Origin of the sequence: Phyllobacterium sp. SYP-B3895 (assembly GCF_009647635.1) — a bacterium.
In the GTDB taxonomy this organism is placed as follows: domain Bacteria; phylum Pseudomonadota; class Alphaproteobacteria; order Rhizobiales; family Rhizobiaceae; genus Phyllobacterium; species Phyllobacterium pellucidum.
Genome location: NZ_WJIG01000003.1, coordinates 992,561 through 1,013,027, shown reverse-complemented (window position 1 = coordinate 1,013,027; position 20,467 = coordinate 992,561). Strand labels below are relative to the sequence as shown.

Below are 20,467 nucleotides of genomic sequence, written 5' to 3'. Positions count from 1 at the left end.
GGCTTTAGGCGATATCCTCGACGACCACGTCCGATCCATGAACGCGGTGCGCCAAGGCCGCTTCCATGAACTCGTCCACTGCGCCGTCAAGCACGTCCTGCGGGCTGGTGCTTTCGACACCGGTGCGCAGATCCTTCACCAACTGGTATGGCTGGAGGACGTAGGAACGGATCTGATGGCCCCAGCCGATGTCGGTCTTCGATGCGGAAATCGCATTTGCGGCTTCTTCGCGCTTTTCAAGCTCGGCCTCGTAAAGGCGAGCCCGCAGCATGGACCATGCGGTCGCACGATTTTTGTGCTGTGAACGTTCGGCCTGGCACTGTACGACGATGCCGGTCGCGATATGCGTGATACGCACCGCTGAATCGGTCGTGTTGACGTGCTGTCCGCCTGCGCCCGAAGCCCGGTAGGTATCGATGCGAACATCGGATTCGTTGACATCGATGGCGATGTTGTCGTCAACGACCGGGTAGACCCAGATGCTGGAAAACGACGTATGGCGGCGCGCATTCGAGTCGTAGGGCGAAATGCGCACCAGGCGATGAACACCGGATTCCGTCTTCAGGAGGCCATAGGCATTGTGGCCCTTGACGAGGATCGTAGCGGACTTGATACCGGCCTCTTCGCCATAGTGAACTTCGAGAAGTTCGACCTTCATGCCCTTGCGTTCCGCCCAGCGGGTATACATGCGAAGGAGCATATTGGCCCAGTCCTGGCTCTCGGTGCCGCCTGCACCCGAATGGACTTCGAGGTAACAGTCGTTGGCATCGGCTTCGCCCGAAAGCAGCGTGTCGATCTGGCGGCGATCCACATCCTGCTTGATGGCCCGAATTGCGGCTTCCGCCTCCGCGACGATCGACGCATCGCCCTCTTCCTCACCCATGGCGATGAGTTCGACATTGTCGTCCAGGGATTGGCTTAAGGTGCGGATGGAGTTGATGCCGTCTTCGAGCTGCTGGCGCTCGCGCATCAGCTTTTGTGCTTCCTGCGCGTCATTCCACAGCGACGGATCTTCGGCAAGCTGGTTCAGATAGCCCAGGCGTTTGATTGAAGCATCCCAGTCAAAGATGCCTCCTCAGCAGGCTTATGGCCTGCTTGATCTCGTCGACCAGCGTCTCGATTTCGGCGCGCATTGGCTGTCCGTTCCTTCTCTATGCTCGAATTTCGGCGGACCATATTGACTGGTCCGCGCGATGTAAAGTGTTCAGCTCTGCCTGAGATAGTGCGGGCCAGGCGGTCAGAAAAGACCGCCGCCACCGCCCTGAATGGCCCGGTTCACGTTTGGCGATTGCACCTCGACAGGTGAGCCTTCCGAGAACGTATCCATGCCGATGACCGAATAGGTGTCAGCAGGACCGGTGCCGGGCTTGAACGCTTCCATAATGACATTCGGGCCGTCCGGCGAGGCGCGCATGCCCGTCTTGCGGTCGATCGGGATGACCGTCATGCCCTCGGGTACGCGGAAATCGACGGAGCGCTGCCCCTGCAGGGCCGCTTCGGCGAATTCCTTGAATACCGGTGCGGCGAGGCCGCTGCCGGTAAAGCCATGGCCCATCGGCGATGGCGTGTCGTAGCCGAGATAGAGGCCGAAGACGAGGTCGGGCGTGAAGCCGATGAACCAGGCATCCTTCTCGTCATTGGTCGTTCCGGTCTTGCCGGCGATCGGACGATTGAGGCTCTTGAGGATCGTCGCCGTACCGCGCTGCACGACGCCTTCCATCATCGAGGTGATCTGATAGGCGGTCATCGGATCCAGCACCTGATCGCGGTCGTCGATCAGATCCGGCTCCGGCTGGTCCTTCCATTCGGTGGCCGTGCAGTTTTCACACTTGCGCTCGTCATGTTTGAACACGGTCTTGCCGTAGCGATCCTGAATGCGGTCGATCATCGACGGCGTAATCTTGCGGCCGCCATTGGCAATGATCGAATAGCCGGTCACCATGCGCAGCACCGTCGTTTCGCCCGAGCCAAGCGCCATGGCGAGAACCGGCAGCATCTTGTCATAGATGCCGAAACGCTCGGCATATTCGGCAACGAGCTTCATGCCCATGTCCTGCGCGAGGCGGACCGTCATCAGGTTGCGCGACTGTTCGATGCCGTAGCGCAGCGTCGATGGGCCGGCAAACTTGCCGCCATAGTTCTTCGGCGCCCATATGCCGAGGCTGCCGCCCTGGTCGATAGATATCGGACCATCAAGCACAACCGAGGCTGGCGTATAGCCATTATCGAGCGCGGCGGAGTAGACGAACGGCTTGAACGAGGAGCCGGGCTGACGCATCGCCTGCGTCGCGCGATTGAATTCGGATTCGGCAAAGGAGAAGCCGCCGACCATGGCAAGAACGCGTCCCGTATGCGGGTCCATCGCTACAGCGCCGCCGGCGATCTTCGGTACCTGGCGCAGCTGGAAGGCATCGTTGCTGCCCTCCTTCTTCTCAACAAAGACCACGTCGCCGACATTGAGCACGCCCTCGAGTGACTTTGCCGACGAGCGCTTGCCGTCGATGAGCAGCTTCAAGGCCCATTTTGCATCGGCCGCGTCGATCGTGCCCTGCTTGCGTTCGCTGACGACCTTGCCGGAAGTCTCGCGGTCGGGCTGCAGACCGATAGTCGCCTGCTGCGGCGTTACCTCGAGCACGACGGCAAGCTGCCATTCCGGCACGTCGGAAAACGCCTTGATCTCGGACAGCGGAATGCCCCAGTCGCCATTGGTTGAAATGGTCTTGAAGGCGCCGCGATAGCCGCGCGCCTCGTCATATTTGAAGAGCCCGTGCTGCAGCGCCTTGCGTGCCATGACCTGCAGCTTCGGGTCGAGCGTGGTACGAACCGAAAGACCGCCCTCATAGAGCGCGTTCTCGCCATATTTGGCGATGATCTGGCGGCGAACCTCTTCGCTGAAGTACTCGGACGCAAAGAGATAGTTGCCGGTGTGCCGCGGCGTAACGCCGAGCGGCTCGGCTTTCGCTTCCGTAGCTTCTTCCGCCGTCACATAGCCGTTCTCGGCCATGCGATCGATGACCCAGTTGCGCCGCTCAATCGCACGCTCCGGCTGGCGGAACGGATGGTAGTTGGAAGGTCCCTTCGGAAGGGCCGCGAGATAGGCAGCCTCCGCCACGGTCAGTTCATTCACCGACTTGTTGAAATATGTCAGCGCGGCGCCTGCAATGCCGTAGGAGTTGAGGCCGAAGAAAATCTCGTTGAGGTAAAGTTCGAGAATGCGGTCTTTCGAATAGGCCTGCTCGATGCGGAACGAGAGGATCGCTTCCTTGACTTTGCGGCCGATGGTCTGGTCATTGCTCAGGAGAAAGTTCTTGGCGACCTGCTGAGTGATGGTCGATGCGCCGACAGGCCGGCGCGTGCCGTAGTTCTGGATATTGGTAAGGACAGCGCGGAACAGTCCACTGATGTCGACACCCGGATGCTGATAGAAATTCTTGTCTTCGGCCGAAATGAAGGCAGCTTTGACCCGGTCAGGAACCGCCTGGATCGGCAAATAAAGCCGGCGCTCGCGCGCAAATTCCGCCATAAGCTGCCCGTCGGATGCATGAACGCGGGTCATGACCGGCGGTTCGTACTTTGCCAGAACTTCGTAGTCCGGCAGATCCTTGGAGATGCTGACGACATAAAGGGCCGCGCCAGCAGCGGCGATCAGCGCCATAACCGTGCCGATTCCGAAAAAATATCCGATCAAGCGTATCATAAGTATCCGGAACCCGTTTCACCAATTGGCACGTAAAATCAAAGCGAGCTTTCGATTCATGCAGATTGCGATGCAGGAATGGCCACAGTGAAAGCCAGCCCAAGTTCGGCATGTGCCAGGAGCGACGCCGAAAGCTCGTCGATGCCATTGATCGACAAATGTGACAAAGGCAAGGAAAACCCGTTTCCCTTAACAATTTAAATACCAAATGTGTAGTTTCGGCAACGCACGGGCGTGAGAATTTTCAATACAACCCTACCGTGCATAACTCCTAGTTGAGCGCGCCAGCCGTCTTCATTCCAGCAAATTCGCCGACCGCCGTGGCAAGTCTTTCGGCGACATGGCTCCGCCACGCCGGGTCGAGCATGAGCTTTTCGTCTTCCTGATTGGAGAGATAACCGATTTCAACCAGCACGGACGGCACATCCGGGGCACGCAGCACCTGAAAGCCGGCAAAGCGGTGCGGGTTGTTGATCATGTTCACATCTTTCTTGAGCGACTTCACCACGGTCTTGGCGAAACTCAGCGAGAAGTTGTGTGTCTCCCGGCGCGTCAGGTCCATCAATATGTCGGCGATTTCCGGCGCCTCGTTGTCGAAGGCGATGCCCGCCACGGCGTCGGCACGGTTTTCGCGGTCGGCCATGGCGCGGGAATCCGCATCGGAAGCCCGGTCGGAAACTGTGTAGACCGTTGCGCCGCGGATGTTGCCGCGATTGATCGTGTCGGCATGGATCGAGACGAACAGGTCGGCCTCGTACTGGCGGGCGATGCGCACGCGCTCGGACAGGCGCAGGAACGTATCGTCGTTGCGTGTCATCTCGACACGAATGCCGGAGATCTTCTGCAATTCGTCCCGCAACTGCTGCGCGAACATCAGCGTCACATTCTTTTCCAGGCTTCCGCCGGCACTCTCCGCGCCGCTGTCGATCCCGCCATGGCCGGCATCGACGACCACGGTGAACGGTTTCGGCGCCTGGCTTGCTTCACCGGGAGCGGCGGACGCCAATCGATCGCCGGTTGGCGTCGACGTCGTCGAGGCCGTCGTCTGGTTCTGCGTCTTCAATGCTTCCGCAAAGGCACGATCGGACGACGCGACGAGATCGGCGACAAGCCGGTAGCCGGGACTGTTATCGTTCTTGAGGACATCGATCCGTTCGACCGCAAAAGGACCCTTCAAGGTAAAGATGAGCCGCGAACGCGTTGCGTCGATCATCCCATAGCGCACATCGGTAATGAGACCCCGCGCCTCGGTCGATTTCTTGTCGAAGCCAAAAACCGTCTTTGGCATGTCGATCGCCAGGCGATGCGGATCGCCGAGCAGCATTGTCGAAATGTCCGGCTCCTGGTCGAAATTGATGACGACGCGTGTGCGCAGTTCGTCGCCGGCTGCCTGATAGGTCAAAGCGGCGAGATCGCCCGCCGCATGCGCGACAGCGCCGCCCTGCAATGAGACAACAAGGCCAAGAAATGCAGCCATGATTATCCGACGGAACACATTCACACCTTTGAAACTGAGCGGGCAGGCAATCCCCGCAAGCACCTCTCGGCCGACCAAACACGCACTGGAAGTCTGCTCAGGACCTATTATCTATGACTATTAGGTAAGGAGCCATGGTTAATAATCTCTTATTCAAGGTTATTTCGTTGCAGCCGCTGATGACACGATTATGAAGAAGGCCTTGTCATTAAGCGACACACCTCCTAAAAGCAAAGGTGAGTTACTTTCCGCCCTCCGGAATCAGCTCTTCGATGTCACCGCAAATGCCGGAAAGACAAGCGGAGCACAGACATGGCGGCGCGATGGCGAAGCTTCGCTGTAGGTAACCGACAAAAGGATTTGGCGCGCGCGGACAGGCATTGTCGGCAGCGCTTTGTGAACGGCAGATCGCGCAGACAAGGCGCATCGGGCCAGCCCCTAGCGGGGTGATAACAGTGGCGGCACAGCTGAAAAGCGTGCCATTCGTGAGGTCGTTTCGTCAGGAACAACAATGTTTGGTACAGATGTGACCATAACCGGCTTACAAGCCGCGGCTGCCTCAAGGCAGGTCCGCGCGTTGCCGCGTCTGTCTGTTTCTGCGAACTTTAATATATCCGGCAGATGTGAAGACGCGGCTCCAGATACCTTGAGGGTATCCGGGCTGTCTCGCGTTGTTAGCGTTGCAGCCGGGGAGAAGAATTATAATGTCGGACAAGATGCTAATCGACGCCTCCCACCAGGAGGAAACACGGGTTGTCGTGGTTCGCGGCAACCGGATTGAAGAATTTGACTTTGAGTCGGAACACAAGAAACAGATCAAAGGCAATATCTATCTGGCGCGTGTCACACGCGTAGAACCATCCCTCCAGGCTGCTTTCGTCGAGTATGGCGGTAATCGCCACGGCTTCCTCGCATTCAGCGAAATTCATCCTGATTACTATCAGATCCCGGTTGCTGACCGTCAGGCGCTGATCGAAGCGGAAGCGGAAGCGGCAAGCCAGGACGAAGATCACGAGGAACATGCAAGCGAGCAGCGCAGCCGCGATCGCAATGATCGCAGCTCGCGCAATCGCCGTCGCGGCCGTCGTGGCCCGCGTTCGGGCGAAGAATCGTCGAAGCTTGATGCCTCTTCGGAAGAGAACGCCGAGGAGAGTGCCGTCACGGACGAATCCTCTGAGGACGAAGCCGTCGTGGAAGTCGCTGCCGAAGAGGCGAGCGAAACCCAGTCCGACGAATCGAGCAGCCAGACGCGCGCGGCTTCGATCGATGCCGACGTGATTTCCGAAGCTGTCGTCGTCGACGGCGACCCAGAAGACACAGAGGACAACGAGACCCCGCGTTCGAAGAAGTCCGGTCGCCGCTCTGGTGACGACAAGGATGATGCGCACGACGAACTCGATGAAGTCGAATCGGTCGGTGCCGAGGATGCGATGGAAGAGGTGCCGACGCACCAGCGCTTCCAGCGCCGCCAGTACAACATTCAGGACGTCATCAAGCGCCGGCAGATCCTGCTCGTTCAGGTCGTCAAGGAAGAGCGCGGCAACAAGGGCGCAGCGCTGACGACGTATCTCTCGCTCGCCGGCCGCTATTCCGTGTTGATGCCGAACACTGCCCGTGGCGGCGGCATTTCGCGCAAGATCACCAGCGTACAGGACCGCAAGCGCCTCAAGGACATCGTCAAGGATCTCGAAGTTCCGAAAGGAATGGGCGTCATCCTGCGCACCGCCGGTGCCAACCGCACGAAGCCCGAGGTCAAGCGCGACTACGAATATCTGATGCGGTTGTGGGAGAACGTTCGAAGCCTCACCCTCGCCTCTACAGCGCCGACGCTGGTCTATGAGGAAGGCAGCCTCATCAAGCGATCGATCCGCGACCTCTATAACAAGGATATCACCGAGATCCTCGTCGCCGGCGAGAACGGCTACCGCGAGGCCAAGGACTTCATGCGCATGCTCATGCCGAGCCATGCCAAGGTCGTGCAGCCCTATCGCGAATTGACGCCGATCTTTGCCCGCAACGGCATCGAGGCGCAACTCGACCGTATGTTGCAGCCGCAGGTGACGCTGAAATCGGGCGGCTACATCATCATCAACCAGACCGAAGCGCTCGTCGCCATCGACGTCAACTCGGGTCGTTCGACCCGCGAACACTCGATCGAAGACACCGCGCTGCAGACCAACCTCGAGGCAGCTGACGAAGTTGCGCGGCAGTTGCGGTTGCGCGACCTTGCCGGCCTCATCGTCATCGATTTCATCGATATGGAGGAGAACCGCAACAACCGTGCGGTTGAAAAGCGGCTGAAGGATTGCCTCAAGGACGACCGCGCGCGCATCCAGGTCGGCCGAATTTCACATTTCGGTCTGCTCGAAATGTCGCGCCAGCGCATCCGCGCCAGCGTGCTCGAAAGCACGACGCAGGTCTGCGCCATGTGCGGCGGGACCGGACATGTGCGCTCGGCCTCGTCGATTGCGCTGCACGTCATGCGCTCGATCGAGGAATACCTGCTGCGCCATTCGCAGAACAATATCATCGTACGTACCACCGTTCCGACGGCGCTCTACGTGCTCAATCACAAGCGCCAGAATCTTGCCGATCTCGAGGCTCGTTTTGGTCTGACGATCAGCATCGAGGCCGATGATAGCGTTGGTGCACAGCACTTCGCCATCGACAAGGGTTCGATCGCACTCGGTCCCATCGTTCCGCTGGCGGAGACTCCGACGCTCGGTATCGCCGATGATTTCGAGGATGCCGACATTCCGGTCGAAGAAGCTGATGAAGTCGAAGACGTTCAGGCGGCTAATACGGCCCGCGTCGACGGCGACGACGGTTCGCGCAAGCGCCGGCGCAAGCGGCGGCGGCGTGGCGGACGTGACCGCCAGGAAGTTGCCGCGGGTGAGCCCGGTCAATCGGTTCGCAGCGACGACGATGCGGACGATGCTGATCAACCGCCCGTTCCAGGCGAGGATGCGGCCGCGAAGAAGGCACGCGAAGATGAGAACGAACGGCGTAAGAAACGTCGCCGTGGTCGCCGTGGCGGCCGCAAGAACCGCCGCGACGGCGATGACGGCGATAATTACATCGCTGCAAAAGCCGTCCCGGACGCGGAACCGGTTTTCGTAACCATACCGCTTCCCGATTTTGCCAAGGCAAAGACGATCGAGACGGTTGCCGATGAGGCCGAAGCTGCCTCCCTCGTCGCTTCGGTCGAGACACCTGCCGTCGAGCCAGTGGCCGAAGGGGTGATTGCGGTCATCGAAGAAGCGCCCGCCAAGAAGCCGGCCAAGCGCAAGTCGCGGGCAAAGGCTGCCGCCGAACCGGTGGAGGCCGCTGCCGAGCCAGTAGAAGCTGTCGCCGAAGCTCCCGCCAAGCCGAAGCGTGCACCGCGCAAGTCAACGAAGAAGGCCGTTGTCGAAGAGGCGGTTACTGCCGAGGAATCGCCTGCTCCGCAGCCGGAGACAGTCGAAGCCGAAGCGCCTGCGCAATCGCAGCCCGAGCCGGTCGCTGCCGAACCGAAGCAAGAGAAAGTTCCGAGCGAGCCGGTCGTTACATCTACCGTTGCTACGGAAAAGAAGAGCGAAGGTGAAGCGCAACCGAAGCGCGGCTGGTGGCAGAAGAAGGGTTTCTTCTGAGCCGCGGTCGATTGAATTGAAGACAAGAAGAACCGGCATTCGTGCCGGTTTTTCTTTATGAAAACCGGGATTTGGCTTGTGGCGCCGCAGATTTGCCGAATTGGGCAGATTTCACAAGGTGGGGAGGAGCTTGGGCTCCCTTTCATTCAAAGTTCGATTTCGATACCAATGGGACCATGATGACAATTCGCAGTTCGTGCCAATCGCTCGCGTCCCTGATGCGCCCCGCCCTCATCGCCCTGACCGCGGGCGCAATGGTGGTCGCCCAAGGTGCAGTCGCTCTTGCCCAGTCCCAATCATTGCCTATCGTCCGCGATGCCGAGATCGAGGCGCTGGTTACAGACTACGCCACGCCGATCATCAATGCGGCGGGCCTCGGCAAGCGTGCGATCAAGGTGGTCCTCGTCAACAACAGCAGTTTCAACGCTTTCGTTGACGGGCGCCGCATCTTCATCAACACCGGCGCGTTGCTGCAAGCCGAAACGCCCAATGAAATCATCGGCGTCATCGCCCACGAAACCGGCCATCTTGCCGGAGGCCACCAATTCAAGCTGCGCGAGCAATTGGCCAACGCCAAGACCATGGCCGTGGTAGCGGGTCTTCTCGGCGTCGGCGCTATCGTCGGTGGCGCCGCTGCCGGCGCGAGCGGCCTGTCGAAGGCAGGCGCCGGTATCGCGATGGGCGCGCCGGAAGTCGCGATGCGCAGCCTTCTCAATTATCAGCGCACGGAGGAGATGGCGGCGGATCGTTCAGCCATAACCTACCTTGCCGCAACCCAACAATCGGCCAAGGGCATGCTCACGACATTCGAGCGTTTCTCCAACGCACTGTCGCTGACGGGCACGCGCATGGATCCCTACCGCATCAGTCACCCGCTGCCGCGTGAGCGCATTGCCAACCTCGAGACGCTGGCCCGGGCAAGCCCCTATTTCGACAAGAAGGACAGCCCTGCCCTGCAGCAGCGTCACGATCTGATGCGCGGCAAAATCGCCGCCTATACCGGCGGGGGAGCCAGCGTCCTGCAAACCTTCCGCAAGGACCCGCAGAATATCGGGGCCCGTTACGGCGACGCGATCGCCACCTATCTCAACGGCTCGGCGCAATCGGCCTTGACGAAGCTTGACCCGCTGATCAAGGAGCAACCAAAAAACCCGTATTTCTACGAGATGCGCGGCGAAATGCTGTTAAAGCAAAACAAGGTGCAGGATGCTGCAAACGCCTTCGAGAAAGCAAGTTCACTCGATCCGCGCAAGTCGGGCCTGATCCGGATGAACTACGGCCGCGCCTTGATGCTGACGGGCACGCCGGCGAATCTCAAGATTGCCGTCGACGAACTCAAGACGAGCATTGGCCGCGACCGCGAATCCCCGGCCGGATACGCCTATCTGGCCCAGGCCTACGGGCAGATGGGTGACATGGCTCTCTCCGATCTCGCCAGCGCGAACGAAAAATTCTATTCGGGCAAGATCCAGGACGCTCAAATCTTCGCGACCCGTGCACAACGTGGCTTGAAAAGCGGCTCGCCCGAGTGGATACAGGCTCAGGACATTATCAGCGCCAAGCGCAAGTAGGATGCGGCAATCCCTCAGGGGACATAGTTTTTGAAAAAGGATACTCCATAATGGCAAAAGTCGCTCTGATTGGCGCAGCCGCAGGCCTCGTCAGCATCGCCGCATTGGCGCTCGGCTATCACGCAGGCCGGACCGATCTCATGGCCTCCGCACCGGACAAGACCGCGGTCACCGCTTCGACCACCGATCGCACCGAGATCGAAGGCATCGTGCGCAACTATCTGATCAATAATCCTGAGGTCATGCTCGAAGTGCAAACCGCGCTCAATACCAAGCAGGAAGCGGCGCAGAAGGAAGCCTCGACGCGGGTCATCGGCGAAAACAAGGACAAGATATTCCAGTCCGCCAATGACGCTGTCTTCGGCAATCCCACCGGCGATGTCACGATCGTCGAGTTCTTCGATTACAATTGCGGCTACTGTAAGAAGGCGCTCCCCGATATGGACGCATTGCTGAAGAGCGATCCGAACCTGCGCTTCGTCATGAAGGAATTCCCGATCCTCGGCGCCGATTCGACGCGGGCGCATATCGTCGCCAAGGCATTCAAGGCGGTCATGCCCGAAAAATATCTCGAATTTCACCGCGACCTTCTCGGCGGCGAAGGACGTGCGACCGAAGCTTCGGCCATGGCGATCGCCGTCAAGCTCGGCGCCAATGAAGCGCAGATCCGCGAAAAGATGAATTCGCCTGAGATCACAAAGAGCTTCCAGGAAACCTATGACCTTGCAAATAACCTCAGCATCACCGGCACTCCATCCTATGTCGTCGGAACTGAAGTAGTGCCCGGCGCCCTCGGTGCGGACGCATTGGCCGAGCGGATCAGCCATATTCGCAACAAATAGGTCTGAATATTTACTTCTGACTGCGAAAACCCGTTGTGGACAAGCAATAACGTGACTTTGCAGGCTTTTCGCTTGCCGATAAGCCGTCTATATGGGACCAGCATTTTCGAACCGTCCGGTAATCATGAAGCAAACGATCTTCGTCCTCAACGGCCCAAACCTCAACATGCTTGGCAAGCGTGAGCCGGGTATCTATGGCGCCGTGACTCTGGGCGACATCGAAGCCATGTGCCGGACCGAAGCCGAGGCACTCGGCTGCGAGATTGATTTCCGCCAGTCCAATCATGAGGGTGATCTGGTCAGCTGGATACAGGAGGCAGGCGAGCAGAAGGCATTGGTGTTGATCAATCCCGCCGCCTATACGCATACCTCCATCGCGCTGCATGACGCCATTAGGGCGGCATCGGTAACGCTGGTGGAAGTTCACCTTTCCAACATCCACGCACGCGAGTCGTTCCGCCACCACTCCTACGTTTCCTCTTTGGCCAAAGGGGTGATATGTGGCTTCGGGGCCGACGGCTACCTGATGGGCTTGCGCGCACTCATCAAGCTGGCAACGCCGCAGTAGCTGGCAGTGCCAATCAGAATAAGGGGCTTGAAAAAGCATGGCTAACAGAACCACCGGGATCGACAAGGTCATGATCCGCGATCTCGCGGAAATCCTGAACGATACGGACCTCACCGACATCGAAATCGAGCAGGGCGACCTCCGCATCCGCGTTTCGCGCCAGGTCACCGTGCAGGCGGCAGCCCCGCAGCCGTTTTATGCACAGGCGCCCGCGGCAGGTCCCGCTCCGGCAGCATCGCCCGCAGCGTCCGCGCCGGCGGCAGCACCCGCCGCCGATCCCTCGAAGAATGCCATCCCCTCGCCAATGGTCGGTACCGTCTATCTTGCGCCCGCACCCGGCGCACGCGACTTCATCCAGGTCGGTACCCAGGTGAAGGAAGGCCAGACGCTTCTGATCATCGAAGCAATGAAGACCATGAACCAGATCCCCTCGCCGCGCGCCGGCACGGTCACCGCAATCCTCGTAGCGGATTCCCAGCCCGTCGAATATGGCGAGCTGCTGGTCGTGATTGAGTGATGCCGGACCCCGTGGGTGAATCGAGAGCGTGATGTTTCAGAAAATTCTCATAGCCAACCGCGGTGAAATCGCCCTGCGCGTCCTGCGGGCCTGCAAGGAACTCGGCATTCAGACGGTGGCTGTCCATTCGACCGCCGACGCCGATGCCATGCATGTACGGCTCGCAGACGAAAGCGTCTGCATTGGACCGCCGCCCTCGCGCGAAAGCTATCTGAATATTCATCAGATCGTTGCCGCCTGCGAAATCACCGGCGCGGACGCCATTCACCCCGGTTACGGCTTCCTGTCGGAAAATGCCAAGTTCGCCGAGATCCTCGAGGCGCACAATATCACCTTCATCGGGCCCACCGCCGCGCATATCCGCGTCATGGGCGACAAGATCGAAGCCAAACGCACGGCGAAGCGGCTCGGTATTCCGGTTGTACCGGGCTCCGATGGCGGCGTCACCGACGACAAGGAAGCTGCGCGCATTGCGGCGGAGATCGGCTATCCGGTTATCATCAAAGCCTCCGCCGGTGGCGGCGGCCGCGGCATGAAGGTGGCGCTCAACGAGGACGAACTGTCGATCGCGCTCTCCACGGCGCGCACCGAAGCGGGCGCCGCCTTCGGCGACGATGCCGTCTACATAGAAAAATACCTGCAAAAGCCCCGCCATATCGAAGTCCAGGTCATGGGCGACGGAAATGGCAAGGCGGTACACCTTGGCGAACGCGACTGTTCCTTGCAGCGCCGGCACCAGAAGGTCTGGGAAGAGGCCAACTCACCAGCCCTGAACTCCGACGAGCGCGAGCGCATCGGCATGATCTGCGCGAACGCTATGGCCGATATGGGCTATCGCGGGGCCGGCACGATCGAGTTCCTCTACGAAAATGGCGAATTCTATTTCATCGAAATGAATACGCGTCTTCAGGTCGAGCATCCGGTGACCGAAGCGATTACCGGCATCGATCTGGTGCATGAGCAGATCCGTGTTGCCTCGGGCGGCGGGCTTTCGGTAACACAGGAGGAGATTCGCTTCTCCGGCCACGCCATCGAATGCCGCATCAACGCCGAAGACCCGCGCACCTTCACGCCCTCGCCGGGCAAGATCACGCATTTCCATACACCCGGCGGCCTTGGCATTCGCGTCGATTCCGGCGTCTATACCGGCTACAAGATCCCGCCCTATTACGACAGCCTCATCGGCAAGCTCATCGTTCACGGCCGCAACCGCGTCGAATGCATGATGCGCCTGCGCCGGGCGCTCGATGAATTCGTCGTCGACGGCATAAAGACCACACTTCCCCTCTTCCAGGATCTGATCAACAATCCTGATATCGCCAATGGCGACTATGACATTCACTGGCTGGAGAAATATCTGGCCGGAGATACCGCAGAAGAAGAGGCATGACGGGCAAGAACCCGGTAGAACCTTTCAAAATCGACCCCGCGTTGCTTTTGCGTGCCTACGCGACCGGGGTCTTTCCGATGGCCGAAGAGGCCGACAATCCGGAAATATTCTGGGTGCGCCCGGAAAAGCGCGGCATTATTCCGTTCGAGAATTTTCACGTCTCGCGCAGTCTGCGCAAGACCGTGCGCCAGGGTCGCTTTACCATCCGGCTCGACAGCGATTTCGCCGGCGTCATCGCCGGATGCGCCAGCGGGTCGGGCGAGCGTTCCCGCACCTGGATCAACCAGCCGATCCGCGAGGCCTATGGCAAGCTGTTCGAACTCGGTTACTGCCATACGGTAGAAGCCTGGCTTGACGGCCGCCTCGTCGGTGGACTCTACGGCATCGCCCTCGGGTCGGCCTTCTTCGGCGAAAGCATGTTTTCGCGCGAGCGCGACGCCTCCAAGGTCTGCCTCGTCCACCTTGTCGGTCACCTGATCGAGAAGGGCTTTACGCTCCTCGACACACAGTTCACCACGAACCATCTGGAGAGCTTCGGTGCAGTCGAGGTGCCGCGCCGCCAGTACCAGAAGATGCTGGAAAACGCACTGGCACAGTCCGCGGAATTCTGAACGGCGACATCCCGCTTCCACATTGTCGGTGTATGTTTTTTTCCGGCGGGTGCCGCGCAATTTTTTCTAAAAGAAAATGTCGACCCGGTGCGCACTCGTTCGTCTTAGGGAGGGAATAACCCGACGAACAAGGAGAATTGTCGTGAAGATCAATGCTTATCTGAACTTTGATGGAAAGTGCGAAGAGGCTTTCAACTTCTATGCCGGCGTACTCGGCGGCGAGATCGTCGCGATGATCCGTTTCGACGAAATGCCTGAAGGCAACGATATGCCGAAGGAACTTGCCAAGAATATCATGCATGCGACATTGCATATCGGCGACAATGTGCTGATGGCATCAGATGCACCGCCGCCCTATTTCCAGAAGGCGCAGGGCATGACGGTCGCCATCAACGTTGACACGCCTGCGGAAGCGGAGCGCATATTCTCTGCCCTGTCACAAGACGCGCAACACGTGCTGATGCCGCTCGGCGAAACCTCCTGGGCACAGCGCTTTGCGATGTTTACCGACAAATATGGGACACCCTGGATCGTCAACTGCCCGAAGCCGATGTAACTGATCGGATCGGACCGGCCGGCACGCTGGTGTCGGCCGGTTGAACGCAAATCTAGAGCGAAATCAGCTCTTTGCCGGTGCCGGCACATCCGACTTCTGCTTGCAGCTCTTCAGCCAGACATCGTAGACCGGATGCTCGACGGCATTGAGACCAGGGCTGTCGGCAAACATCCACCCTGAGAAGATGCGCCTGATCTTGCGATCGAGGGTGATTTCGTCGACCTCGACAAACGTATCCGTTTTCGGTGCCTCTGTATCCGGGCGCGTATAGCAGACGCGCGGTGTAAGCTGCAGCGCGCCGAATTGCACGGTTTCGCCGATATAGACGTCGAACGTGGTGATGCGGCCGGTAATCTTGTCGAGGCCTGAAAAGACAGCAATCGGATTGGTGATCTTTTCATCCGCCCGCGCCGGAGCAATCGCGGTGGCCGCAACAGCAGCGGCTGTGGCCATCACTCCAATCATCCGTGCAAACCTGGCGCGAAAGGGAACAGTCAGGGTCGAGCGGATCATTGCACTTCCGGGGTTAGCGGTGTCAGGGATTTCGATTCCAGCCAGTCGATAATGATCAATTGTGGCAGAAGAAGATCGGATCAGGCACCAGGCGTCCAGGCATCGTAATCGCCGGTGACGGTCGGACGATTGTCGCCATGGGCAATGGAGCCCTTGGGGCGATAAGCGGCTGGTGAACCGGTCAGATTGGGCTGGTGGCTCTTTTCCCAGCCATACGGCTTGTAATTTTCCTGCGATGGGGGCGTGTCGACCCGGTGGTGCATCCAGCCGTGCCATCCAGCCGGAATCGCCGAGGCTTCCGCATAACCGTTATAGACGACCCAGCGGCGCTTGCGCCCTTCCGAATCGAATGTGCTGAGGCCCTCGTAATAAATATTGCCGAGTTCATCCTCGCCGACCTTCGTACCCTTGCGCCAGGTAAAAAACCGGGTCCCGAGCGTCTGCCCGTTCCACCAGGTGAAAAATTGGGTGATGAAAGTCTTCATGGCAATCCTCGAACGATCTCGTTCAGCCTTTGGCAACTCAAGGGTTTATGGCGGTATCACCAAGGAATGGCAAGGGTCAAGTTGCCGCGTGAGCGGGCGCCAGCCGCAATTTGAAACCGGCATGGCTCTTCTCGAATCCGAGCCGCTCGTAAAAGCGGTGGGCGTCCGGGCGCTTGGCATTCGAGGTAAGTTGCACGAGCGCGATATGGCGCTCGCGCCCAACATCGAGACAATGTTCGATCAGCCTTGCCCCGATGCCCTTGCCGCGCATGTCGGAGCGTGTCTGCACCGCCTCGATCGCCATTCGTCGGGTACCACGGCCAGTCAGCGATGTTATGAACGTAACCTGCGCCGTGGCGACCACCTCGCCGCCCAGAATGCCGACGAAGAGCAAATCATTGGGACTGGCCTCGATAGCGGCGAAGGCCCGCTCATAGTCAGGCAACGCTGCAGGATCGGTCGTATCGCCATGGCCGCCGATTGCGTCGTCGGCAAACAGCGCGATCAGCGCGGGAAGATCGGCGCGCGTCGCTTCCCGGAAGGTAACATCTGTATCGACGTTCAAGGCGCCAGCTCATAGCCGGTCAGCGATTTTTCGAAAACAACGACCGAGATACCTGAATTAGGCTCGCCCCAATTCTCGATCCGGTTACTGGTCCGCTCGAATCCTCTGCTTTCATAAAAGCGGATAGCTTTCTGATTTGCCTCGATAACTTCAAGCTGCATCGAGAAGACGCCGGGAAACGCGCTTTCGACTTCGGCCAGCAGCAGCGAGCCGACGCCCTGCTTCTGGCGCTCGGGATGAACATAGAGCTGGTTGAGGATCGACAGCCTGTGATCCTTCTGCGAGGCATAGGCCATGCCGAGAATATCGGCACCGTCATCGGCGATGATGAATTCCGAATAGGGCTTGGCCAACTGCTTCTTCAACGCCTCCAGCGAATGATAGCGGCCGGTAATCGCCTTTACCTTCTCGGCTCCATATACGTCGTCATATGTTGCGTGCCAGGTTGTAACCAGCATTTCGTGGACGGCGTCGAGATCCTCTTTCGTGGCGCTGCGAACCCACATCTACTCGACAATCCCCAATTTCGCCTTGACGAGATCGCTGACCGCCTGCGGGTTGGCCTTGCCGCCGGTCGATTTCATCACCTGGCCGACAAACCATCCGGCGAGCGTCGGTTTCGCCTTTGCCTGTTCCACCTTGTCCGGGTTGGCGGCAATGACGTCATCGACAGCCTTTTCGATCGCGCCGGTGTCCGTCACCTGCTTCATGCCCCGGCTTTCAACCAGTTCGCGCGGGTTGCCGCCTTCGGTCCAGATAATCTCGAAGAGGTCCTTGGCGATCTTGCCGGAAATCGTGCCTTCCTTGATCAGGTCAAGGACAGCGCCGAGCTGGTCCGGCGATACCGGTGATTCCTCGATGCCCTTGCCCGCCTTGTTCAACGCCCCGAGGAGATCGTTGATCACCCAGTTGGCAGAAAGCTTGCCGTCGCGGCCCTTGGCTACGGCCTCGTAATAGTCGGCAATGGCCTTTTCGGTAACGAGGATCGACGCGTCATAGACCGACAATCCCTGCTCATTCACAAGGCGCAACTTCTTGTCGTCCGGAAGCTCGGGCAGATCGGCCTTCAACGTATCGACATAAGCCTGTTCGAACTCGAGCGGCAAAAGGTCCGGGTCGGGGAAATAACGGTAATCATGCGCCTCTTCCTTCGAGCGCATGGAGCGGGTCTCACCCTTGACTGGATCGAAAAGCCGCGTTTCCTGGTCTATGGCGCCGCCATCCTCGAGGACACCGATCTGGCGGCGGGCCTCATATTCGATGGCCTGTCCGACAAAGCGGATCGAGTTGACGTTCTTGATCTCGCACCGCGTACCGAATTCACCGCCCGGACGGCGCACCGACACGTTGACGTCGGCGCGCATCGAGCCTTCGTCCATGTTCCCGTCGCAAGTGCCGAGATAGCGCACAATAGTGCGCAGCTTCGTCAGATAGGCCTTCGCCTCGTCTGAGGAACGCAAATCGGGCTTCGATACGATCTCCATCAGGGCGACGCCGGACCGGTTGAGATCGACATAGGACATGGTCGGGTTCTGGTCGTGCAGCGACTTGCCCGCATCCTGTTCGAGATGCAGCCGCTCGATGCCGATTTCGATATCTTCGAAGTCGCCTTTGCGGTCAGGACCAACCGAGATGATCATCGCGCCCTCGCCGACGATGGGCTGCTTGTACTGCGAGATCTGATAGCCCTGCGGCAGGTCGGGGTAGAAGTAGTTTTTGCGGTCGAACACCGACTTGAGATTGATTTGCGCCTTGAGTCCGAGCCCTGTCCGGATCGCCTGGCGCACGCACCACTCATTGATCACCGGCAGCATGCCCGGCATCGCCGCATCGACCAGCGACACGTTGGCATTCGGCTCGGCGCCGAACTCGGTCGACGCACCGGAGAACAGCTTCGAGTTGGAGGTTACCTGGGCATGGACCTCCATGCCGACAACGATTTCCCAATCGCCTGTGGCGCCGGATATGAAACGCTTTGGGTCGGGCGTACGGGTATCAACTAAAGTCATGCTGCCTGTCATTCCTGGCTCATTCGTGTGTTCTATTGGCTAGTGCAATCCGCTCGGTCAGGCAAGTGTTTCTCATATGCGAAAGGCTGAAAGCCAAGCCCTAATCCCTCTGATGCAATAGCAAGCAGGGCAGACACGCAGTAATACACCGTCTTGGCGCATGCCAAACACCGTGATTAACTGAGTGCGTCAGATGGGGATCGGGGGCGACACCTGATATGGCAGATGAACGTGTCAAACGACGACTCGCTGCGATTTTCGTCGCCGACGTGGTCGGCTATACGCGCCATATGGAGCGGGATGAGGCCGGCACCCTCTCTCGCCTGAAGGCCCGGCGCCGCGATGTTCTCGACCCGCTGCTGCTCCGTCACGAGGGGCGCCTCGTTAAAATCCTCGGCGACGGAATTCTTGCAGAATTTGCCAGCGCCGCAAGCGCGGTTCGCTGCGCCGTGGAACTGCAGCGGGACATGGCCGCGGCCAATGAAGGATTGCCCGAGACCCGCCAGTATGTGCTGCGCATCGGTATCAGCCTTGGCGACGTCATCGTCGAGGGCAAGGATCTCTACGGTAACGGCGTCAATCTCGCCGTAAGGCTCGAAAGTCATGGCAATGCCGGCGACATAACGATCTCGTCCAACGTATTCGATCAGGTCTGTCGTGAGGTCGTTGCGGAGTATGACGATCTCGGGCCGGTTTCGATGAAGAATTTCGCCAAGTCGGTCCATGCTTACCGCGTCCGGCCGTGTCCGCAGCAGCCACCAGAAGCGGATGGCGGCCAGTCCACGCCATTGTCGCTGCCGCCACGGCCGTCCATTGCGGTACTGCCGTTCAATACGATGGGCGCCAATGCCGAGCATGGCGCCTTCGCCGATGGGCTTACCGAAGACCTCATTACCGAGCTCTCGCGCACGCCCGGCCTTTTCGTCATCGCCCAGCATTCAGCCTTTGCCTACAAGGGAAAACCAGTGGACGTCCGCCAGATCGCTACCGAGCTTGGCGTACGCTACCTGCTCGAAGGAAGCGCCCGCCGTTCAGCCGAGAGAGTGCGCGTCAACGTTCAACTCGTAGACACGCTCGGCGGCGGTTACCTGTGGGCCGAGCGATACGACCGTGAGATCGAGGATATTTTTGCGGTGCAGGACGACGTGGCCGCAAGGATCGTGGAGGCGCTTGTTGGACGACTTATCGTCCTGCCCATGCGCAATCGCCCAAAAAGCATGGAAGCCTATGATCTTTGCGTACGCGCACGCTCGCTTGGCTGGAATTCAGCCGGATCCCCTGAAGCCATCTACGAATCCATCGTCCTGCTGCAGCAGGCGATCGCAATCGATCCATCTTACGCCGAAGCCCATGGCTGGTTGGCATTCAATCTGTGGTCCACTTGGGCAAATGCCATGGATGCTACCGGGGACAACCGCAGACTGTCGCTTGAAATGGCTAAAAAGGCAGTGGCCCTCGATGCCAATGACGCTCAAAGTCGCTGGATATTGGGTTATCTCCTTGCCTATGAAGGGCGATGGTCGGAATCGGATGCGGCGTTCGATGCAGCGATCGCAATGGATCGTAACTCGGCGGACGCGCTGATCTTTCGTGCAGAACTTCTGGCGTTTGCCGGACGAGCGAGCGAAGCCATGGACGTCATGGAACAGGCGTTCCGGCTAAATCCGCATCCGACCGCCTCCTATTATTGGGAACAGAGCCTCGTATATTACGTCGCCGGGCAATATGAAAAAGCGATCGAAACCGTGCGCGGCGGCCCCGCATACCGCACTGGAGCCCGGCGCATTCTTGCTGCAAGTCTTGCGCAGGCTGGAAATCTCAACGAAGCCCGCCAGGAGGCAGCGCTTTTCATGGCCAACAACCCCAACTTTTCCATCGGAAAGTGGGCGGCATCGCAGCCCTTCCGCGATCCGGAGACGCGGCAATTGTTTGTCGAAGGATATAGCAAGGCCGGGCTGCCCGAGTGACGCTGCCCGGCCTTCACAAGACTGTTGTTTGGCCTTCCCGCTAATCGATGGGATAGTTTGACCTGTCAGG

The 20,467-nt window shown here is 59.2% G+C and carries 17 protein-coding genes; 9 read left to right on the top strand and 8 right to left on the bottom strand.

Features of this window, described 5'->3' with window-relative positions; genetic code table 11:
- Nucleotides 1-4: 4 nt before the first annotated feature.
- From prfB to GF108_RS17440, 3 genes are all read right to left on the bottom strand, one after another.
- A protein-coding gene (gene prfB / locus GF108_RS17450) for a peptide chain release factor 2 (RefSeq protein WP_153669360.1) occupies nucleotides 5-1,133 on the bottom strand; the annotation gives its coding sequence in 2 pieces (ribosomal slippage) (nucleotides 5-1,063 and nucleotides 1,065-1,133; 1,128 coding nt in all).
- A 104-nt stretch (nucleotides 1,134-1,237) separates the two neighbouring features.
- Nucleotides 1,238-3,697, bottom strand: a complete 2,460-nt coding sequence (locus tag GF108_RS17445) for a penicillin-binding protein 1A (RefSeq protein ID WP_153669358.1) — start codon at nucleotides 3,695-3,697, stop codon at nucleotides 1,238-1,240.
- Between the two features lie 271 nt (nucleotides 3,698-3,968).
- Nucleotides 3,969-5,174, bottom strand: a complete 1,206-nt coding sequence (locus GF108_RS17440; protein WP_153669356.1) for an N-acetylmuramoyl-L-alanine amidase — start codon at nucleotides 5,172-5,174, stop codon at nucleotides 3,969-3,971.
- A gap of 704 nt (nucleotides 5,175-5,878) precedes the next feature.
- Here GF108_RS17440 and GF108_RS17435 point away from each other — a divergent pair.
- The 8 genes from GF108_RS17435 (at nucleotide 5,879) to GF108_RS17400 (ending at nucleotide 14,858) form a co-directional block, all read left to right on the top strand.
- Nucleotides 5,879-8,803: a ribonuclease E/G gene (locus tag GF108_RS17435; protein ID WP_153669354.1), complete on the top strand. Its 2,925-nt coding sequence runs from the start codon at nucleotides 5,879-5,881 to the stop codon at nucleotides 8,801-8,803.
- A gap of 179 nt (nucleotides 8,804-8,982) precedes the next feature.
- Nucleotides 8,983-10,374 carry a M48 family metalloprotease gene (locus tag GF108_RS17430; protein ID WP_370462201.1) on the top strand — a complete coding sequence of 464 codons (1,392 nt, stop codon included), beginning with the start codon at nucleotides 8,983-8,985 and terminating at the stop codon, nucleotides 10,372-10,374.
- A gap of 50 nt (nucleotides 10,375-10,424) precedes the next feature.
- Nucleotides 10,425-11,216 carry a DsbA family protein gene (locus GF108_RS17425; RefSeq protein ID WP_153669352.1) on the top strand — a complete coding sequence of 264 codons (792 nt, stop codon included), beginning with the start codon at nucleotides 10,425-10,427 and terminating at the stop codon, nucleotides 11,214-11,216.
- Between the two features lie 124 nt (nucleotides 11,217-11,340).
- Entirely contained in the window at nucleotides 11,341-11,784 is a 444-nt protein-coding gene (gene aroQ, locus GF108_RS17420) for a type II 3-dehydroquinate dehydratase (protein ID WP_153669545.1), read from the top strand.
- A 37-nt stretch (nucleotides 11,785-11,821) separates the two neighbouring features.
- On the top strand, nucleotides 11,822-12,301 hold the full coding sequence (gene accB, locus GF108_RS17415; RefSeq protein ID WP_153669350.1) for an acetyl-CoA carboxylase biotin carboxyl carrier protein: 480 nt from the start codon (nucleotides 11,822-11,824) through the stop codon (nucleotides 12,299-12,301).
- 31 nt (nucleotides 12,302-12,332) lie between these two features.
- The gene (accC, locus tag GF108_RS17410) at nucleotides 12,333-13,691 is read left to right on the top strand and encodes an acetyl-CoA carboxylase biotin carboxylase subunit (protein ID WP_153669349.1); all 1,359 of its coding nucleotides are present in this window, start codon (nucleotides 12,333-12,335) and stop codon (nucleotides 13,689-13,691) included.
- Between the two features lie 77 nt (nucleotides 13,692-13,768).
- A complete protein-coding gene (gene aat / locus GF108_RS17405) occupies nucleotides 13,769-14,302 on the top strand; it encodes a leucyl/phenylalanyl-tRNA--protein transferase (RefSeq protein WP_246664015.1) in 534 nt (177 codons plus the stop codon).
- 142 nt (nucleotides 14,303-14,444) lie between these two features.
- Nucleotides 14,445-14,858 (top strand): VOC family protein, encoded by a 414-nt coding sequence (locus GF108_RS17400; RefSeq protein ID WP_027231430.1) that lies wholly within the window; start codon nucleotides 14,445-14,447, stop codon nucleotides 14,856-14,858.
- Nucleotides 14,859-14,921: 63 nt separating this feature from the next.
- Here the strand turns inward: GF108_RS17400 and GF108_RS17395 are convergent, their stop codons facing one another.
- From GF108_RS17395 to gatB, 5 genes are all read right to left on the bottom strand, one after another.
- On the bottom strand, nucleotides 14,922-15,311 hold the full coding sequence (locus tag GF108_RS17395; RefSeq protein ID WP_244532800.1) for a DUF2155 domain-containing protein: 390 nt from the start codon (nucleotides 15,309-15,311) through the stop codon (nucleotides 14,922-14,924).
- A 140-nt stretch (nucleotides 15,312-15,451) separates the two neighbouring features.
- Nucleotides 15,452-15,856 carry an NADH:ubiquinone oxidoreductase subunit NDUFA12 gene (locus GF108_RS17390; RefSeq protein WP_027231432.1) on the bottom strand — a complete coding sequence of 135 codons (405 nt, stop codon included), beginning with the start codon at nucleotides 15,854-15,856 and terminating at the stop codon, nucleotides 15,452-15,454.
- 76 nt (nucleotides 15,857-15,932) lie between these two features.
- Entirely contained in the window at nucleotides 15,933-16,421 is a 489-nt protein-coding gene (locus GF108_RS17385; RefSeq protein WP_153669346.1) for a GNAT family N-acetyltransferase, read from the bottom strand.
- On the bottom strand, nucleotides 16,418-16,927 hold the full coding sequence (locus tag GF108_RS17380; protein ID WP_153669345.1) for a GNAT family N-acetyltransferase: 510 nt from the start codon (nucleotides 16,925-16,927) through the stop codon (nucleotides 16,418-16,420). The genes GF108_RS17385 and GF108_RS17380 overlap by 4 nt, the downstream gene beginning before the upstream one ends.
- Nucleotides 16,928-18,430, bottom strand: coding sequence for an Asp-tRNA(Asn)/Glu-tRNA(Gln) amidotransferase subunit GatB (gatB, locus tag GF108_RS17375; protein ID WP_153669344.1), 1,503 nt, complete (start codon nucleotides 18,428-18,430; stop codon nucleotides 16,928-16,930).
- A gap of 218 nt (nucleotides 18,431-18,648) precedes the next feature.
- Between gatB and GF108_RS17370 the strand changes: the two genes are divergently transcribed.
- The gene (locus GF108_RS17370; protein ID WP_153669343.1) at nucleotides 18,649-20,397 is read left to right on the top strand and encodes an adenylate/guanylate cyclase domain-containing protein; all 1,749 of its coding nucleotides are present in this window, start codon (nucleotides 18,649-18,651) and stop codon (nucleotides 20,395-20,397) included.
- The last annotated feature ends 70 nt before the right edge of the window (nucleotides 20,398-20,467 follow it).

Coding starts and splice junctions, on each gene's coding strand:
- aat (WP_246664015.1), top strand. CDS start 13,769: ATGGCCGAAGAGGCCGACAATCCGGAAATATTCTGGGTGCGCCCGGAA.
- gatB (WP_153669344.1), bottom strand. CDS start 18,430: ATGACTTTAGTTGATACCCGTACGCCCGACCCAAAGCGTTTCATATCC.
- accB (WP_153669350.1), top strand. CDS start 11,822: ATGGCTAACAGAACCACCGGGATCGACAAGGTCATGATCCGCGATCTC.
- GF108_RS17430 (WP_370462201.1), top strand. CDS start 8,983: ATGACAATTCGCAGTTCGTGCCAATCGCTCGCGTCCCTGATGCGCCCC.
- GF108_RS17395 (WP_244532800.1), bottom strand. CDS start 15,311: ATGGCCACAGCCGCTGCTGTTGCGGCCACCGCGATTGCTCCGGCGCGG.
- GF108_RS17435 (WP_153669354.1), top strand. CDS start 5,879: ATGTCGGACAAGATGCTAATCGACGCCTCCCACCAGGAGGAAACACGG.
- GF108_RS17370 (WP_153669343.1), top strand. CDS start 18,649: ATGGCAGATGAACGTGTCAAACGACGACTCGCTGCGATTTTCGTCGCC.
- GF108_RS17390 (WP_027231432.1), bottom strand. CDS start 15,856: ATGAAGACTTTCATCACCCAATTTTTCACCTGGTGGAACGGGCAGACG.
- GF108_RS17440 (WP_153669356.1), bottom strand. CDS start 5,174: ATGGCTGCATTTCTTGGCCTTGTTGTCTCATTGCAGGGCGGCGCTGTC.
- accC (WP_153669349.1), top strand. CDS start 12,333: ATGTTTCAGAAAATTCTCATAGCCAACCGCGGTGAAATCGCCCTGCGC.
- GF108_RS17425 (WP_153669352.1), top strand. CDS start 10,425: ATGGCAAAAGTCGCTCTGATTGGCGCAGCCGCAGGCCTCGTCAGCATC.
- aroQ (WP_153669545.1), top strand. CDS start 11,341: ATGAAGCAAACGATCTTCGTCCTCAACGGCCCAAACCTCAACATGCTT.
- GF108_RS17380 (WP_153669345.1), bottom strand. CDS start 16,927: ATGTGGGTTCGCAGCGCCACGAAAGAGGATCTCGACGCCGTCCACGAA.
- GF108_RS17445 (WP_153669358.1), bottom strand. CDS start 3,697: ATGATACGCTTGATCGGATATTTTTTCGGAATCGGCACGGTTATGGCG.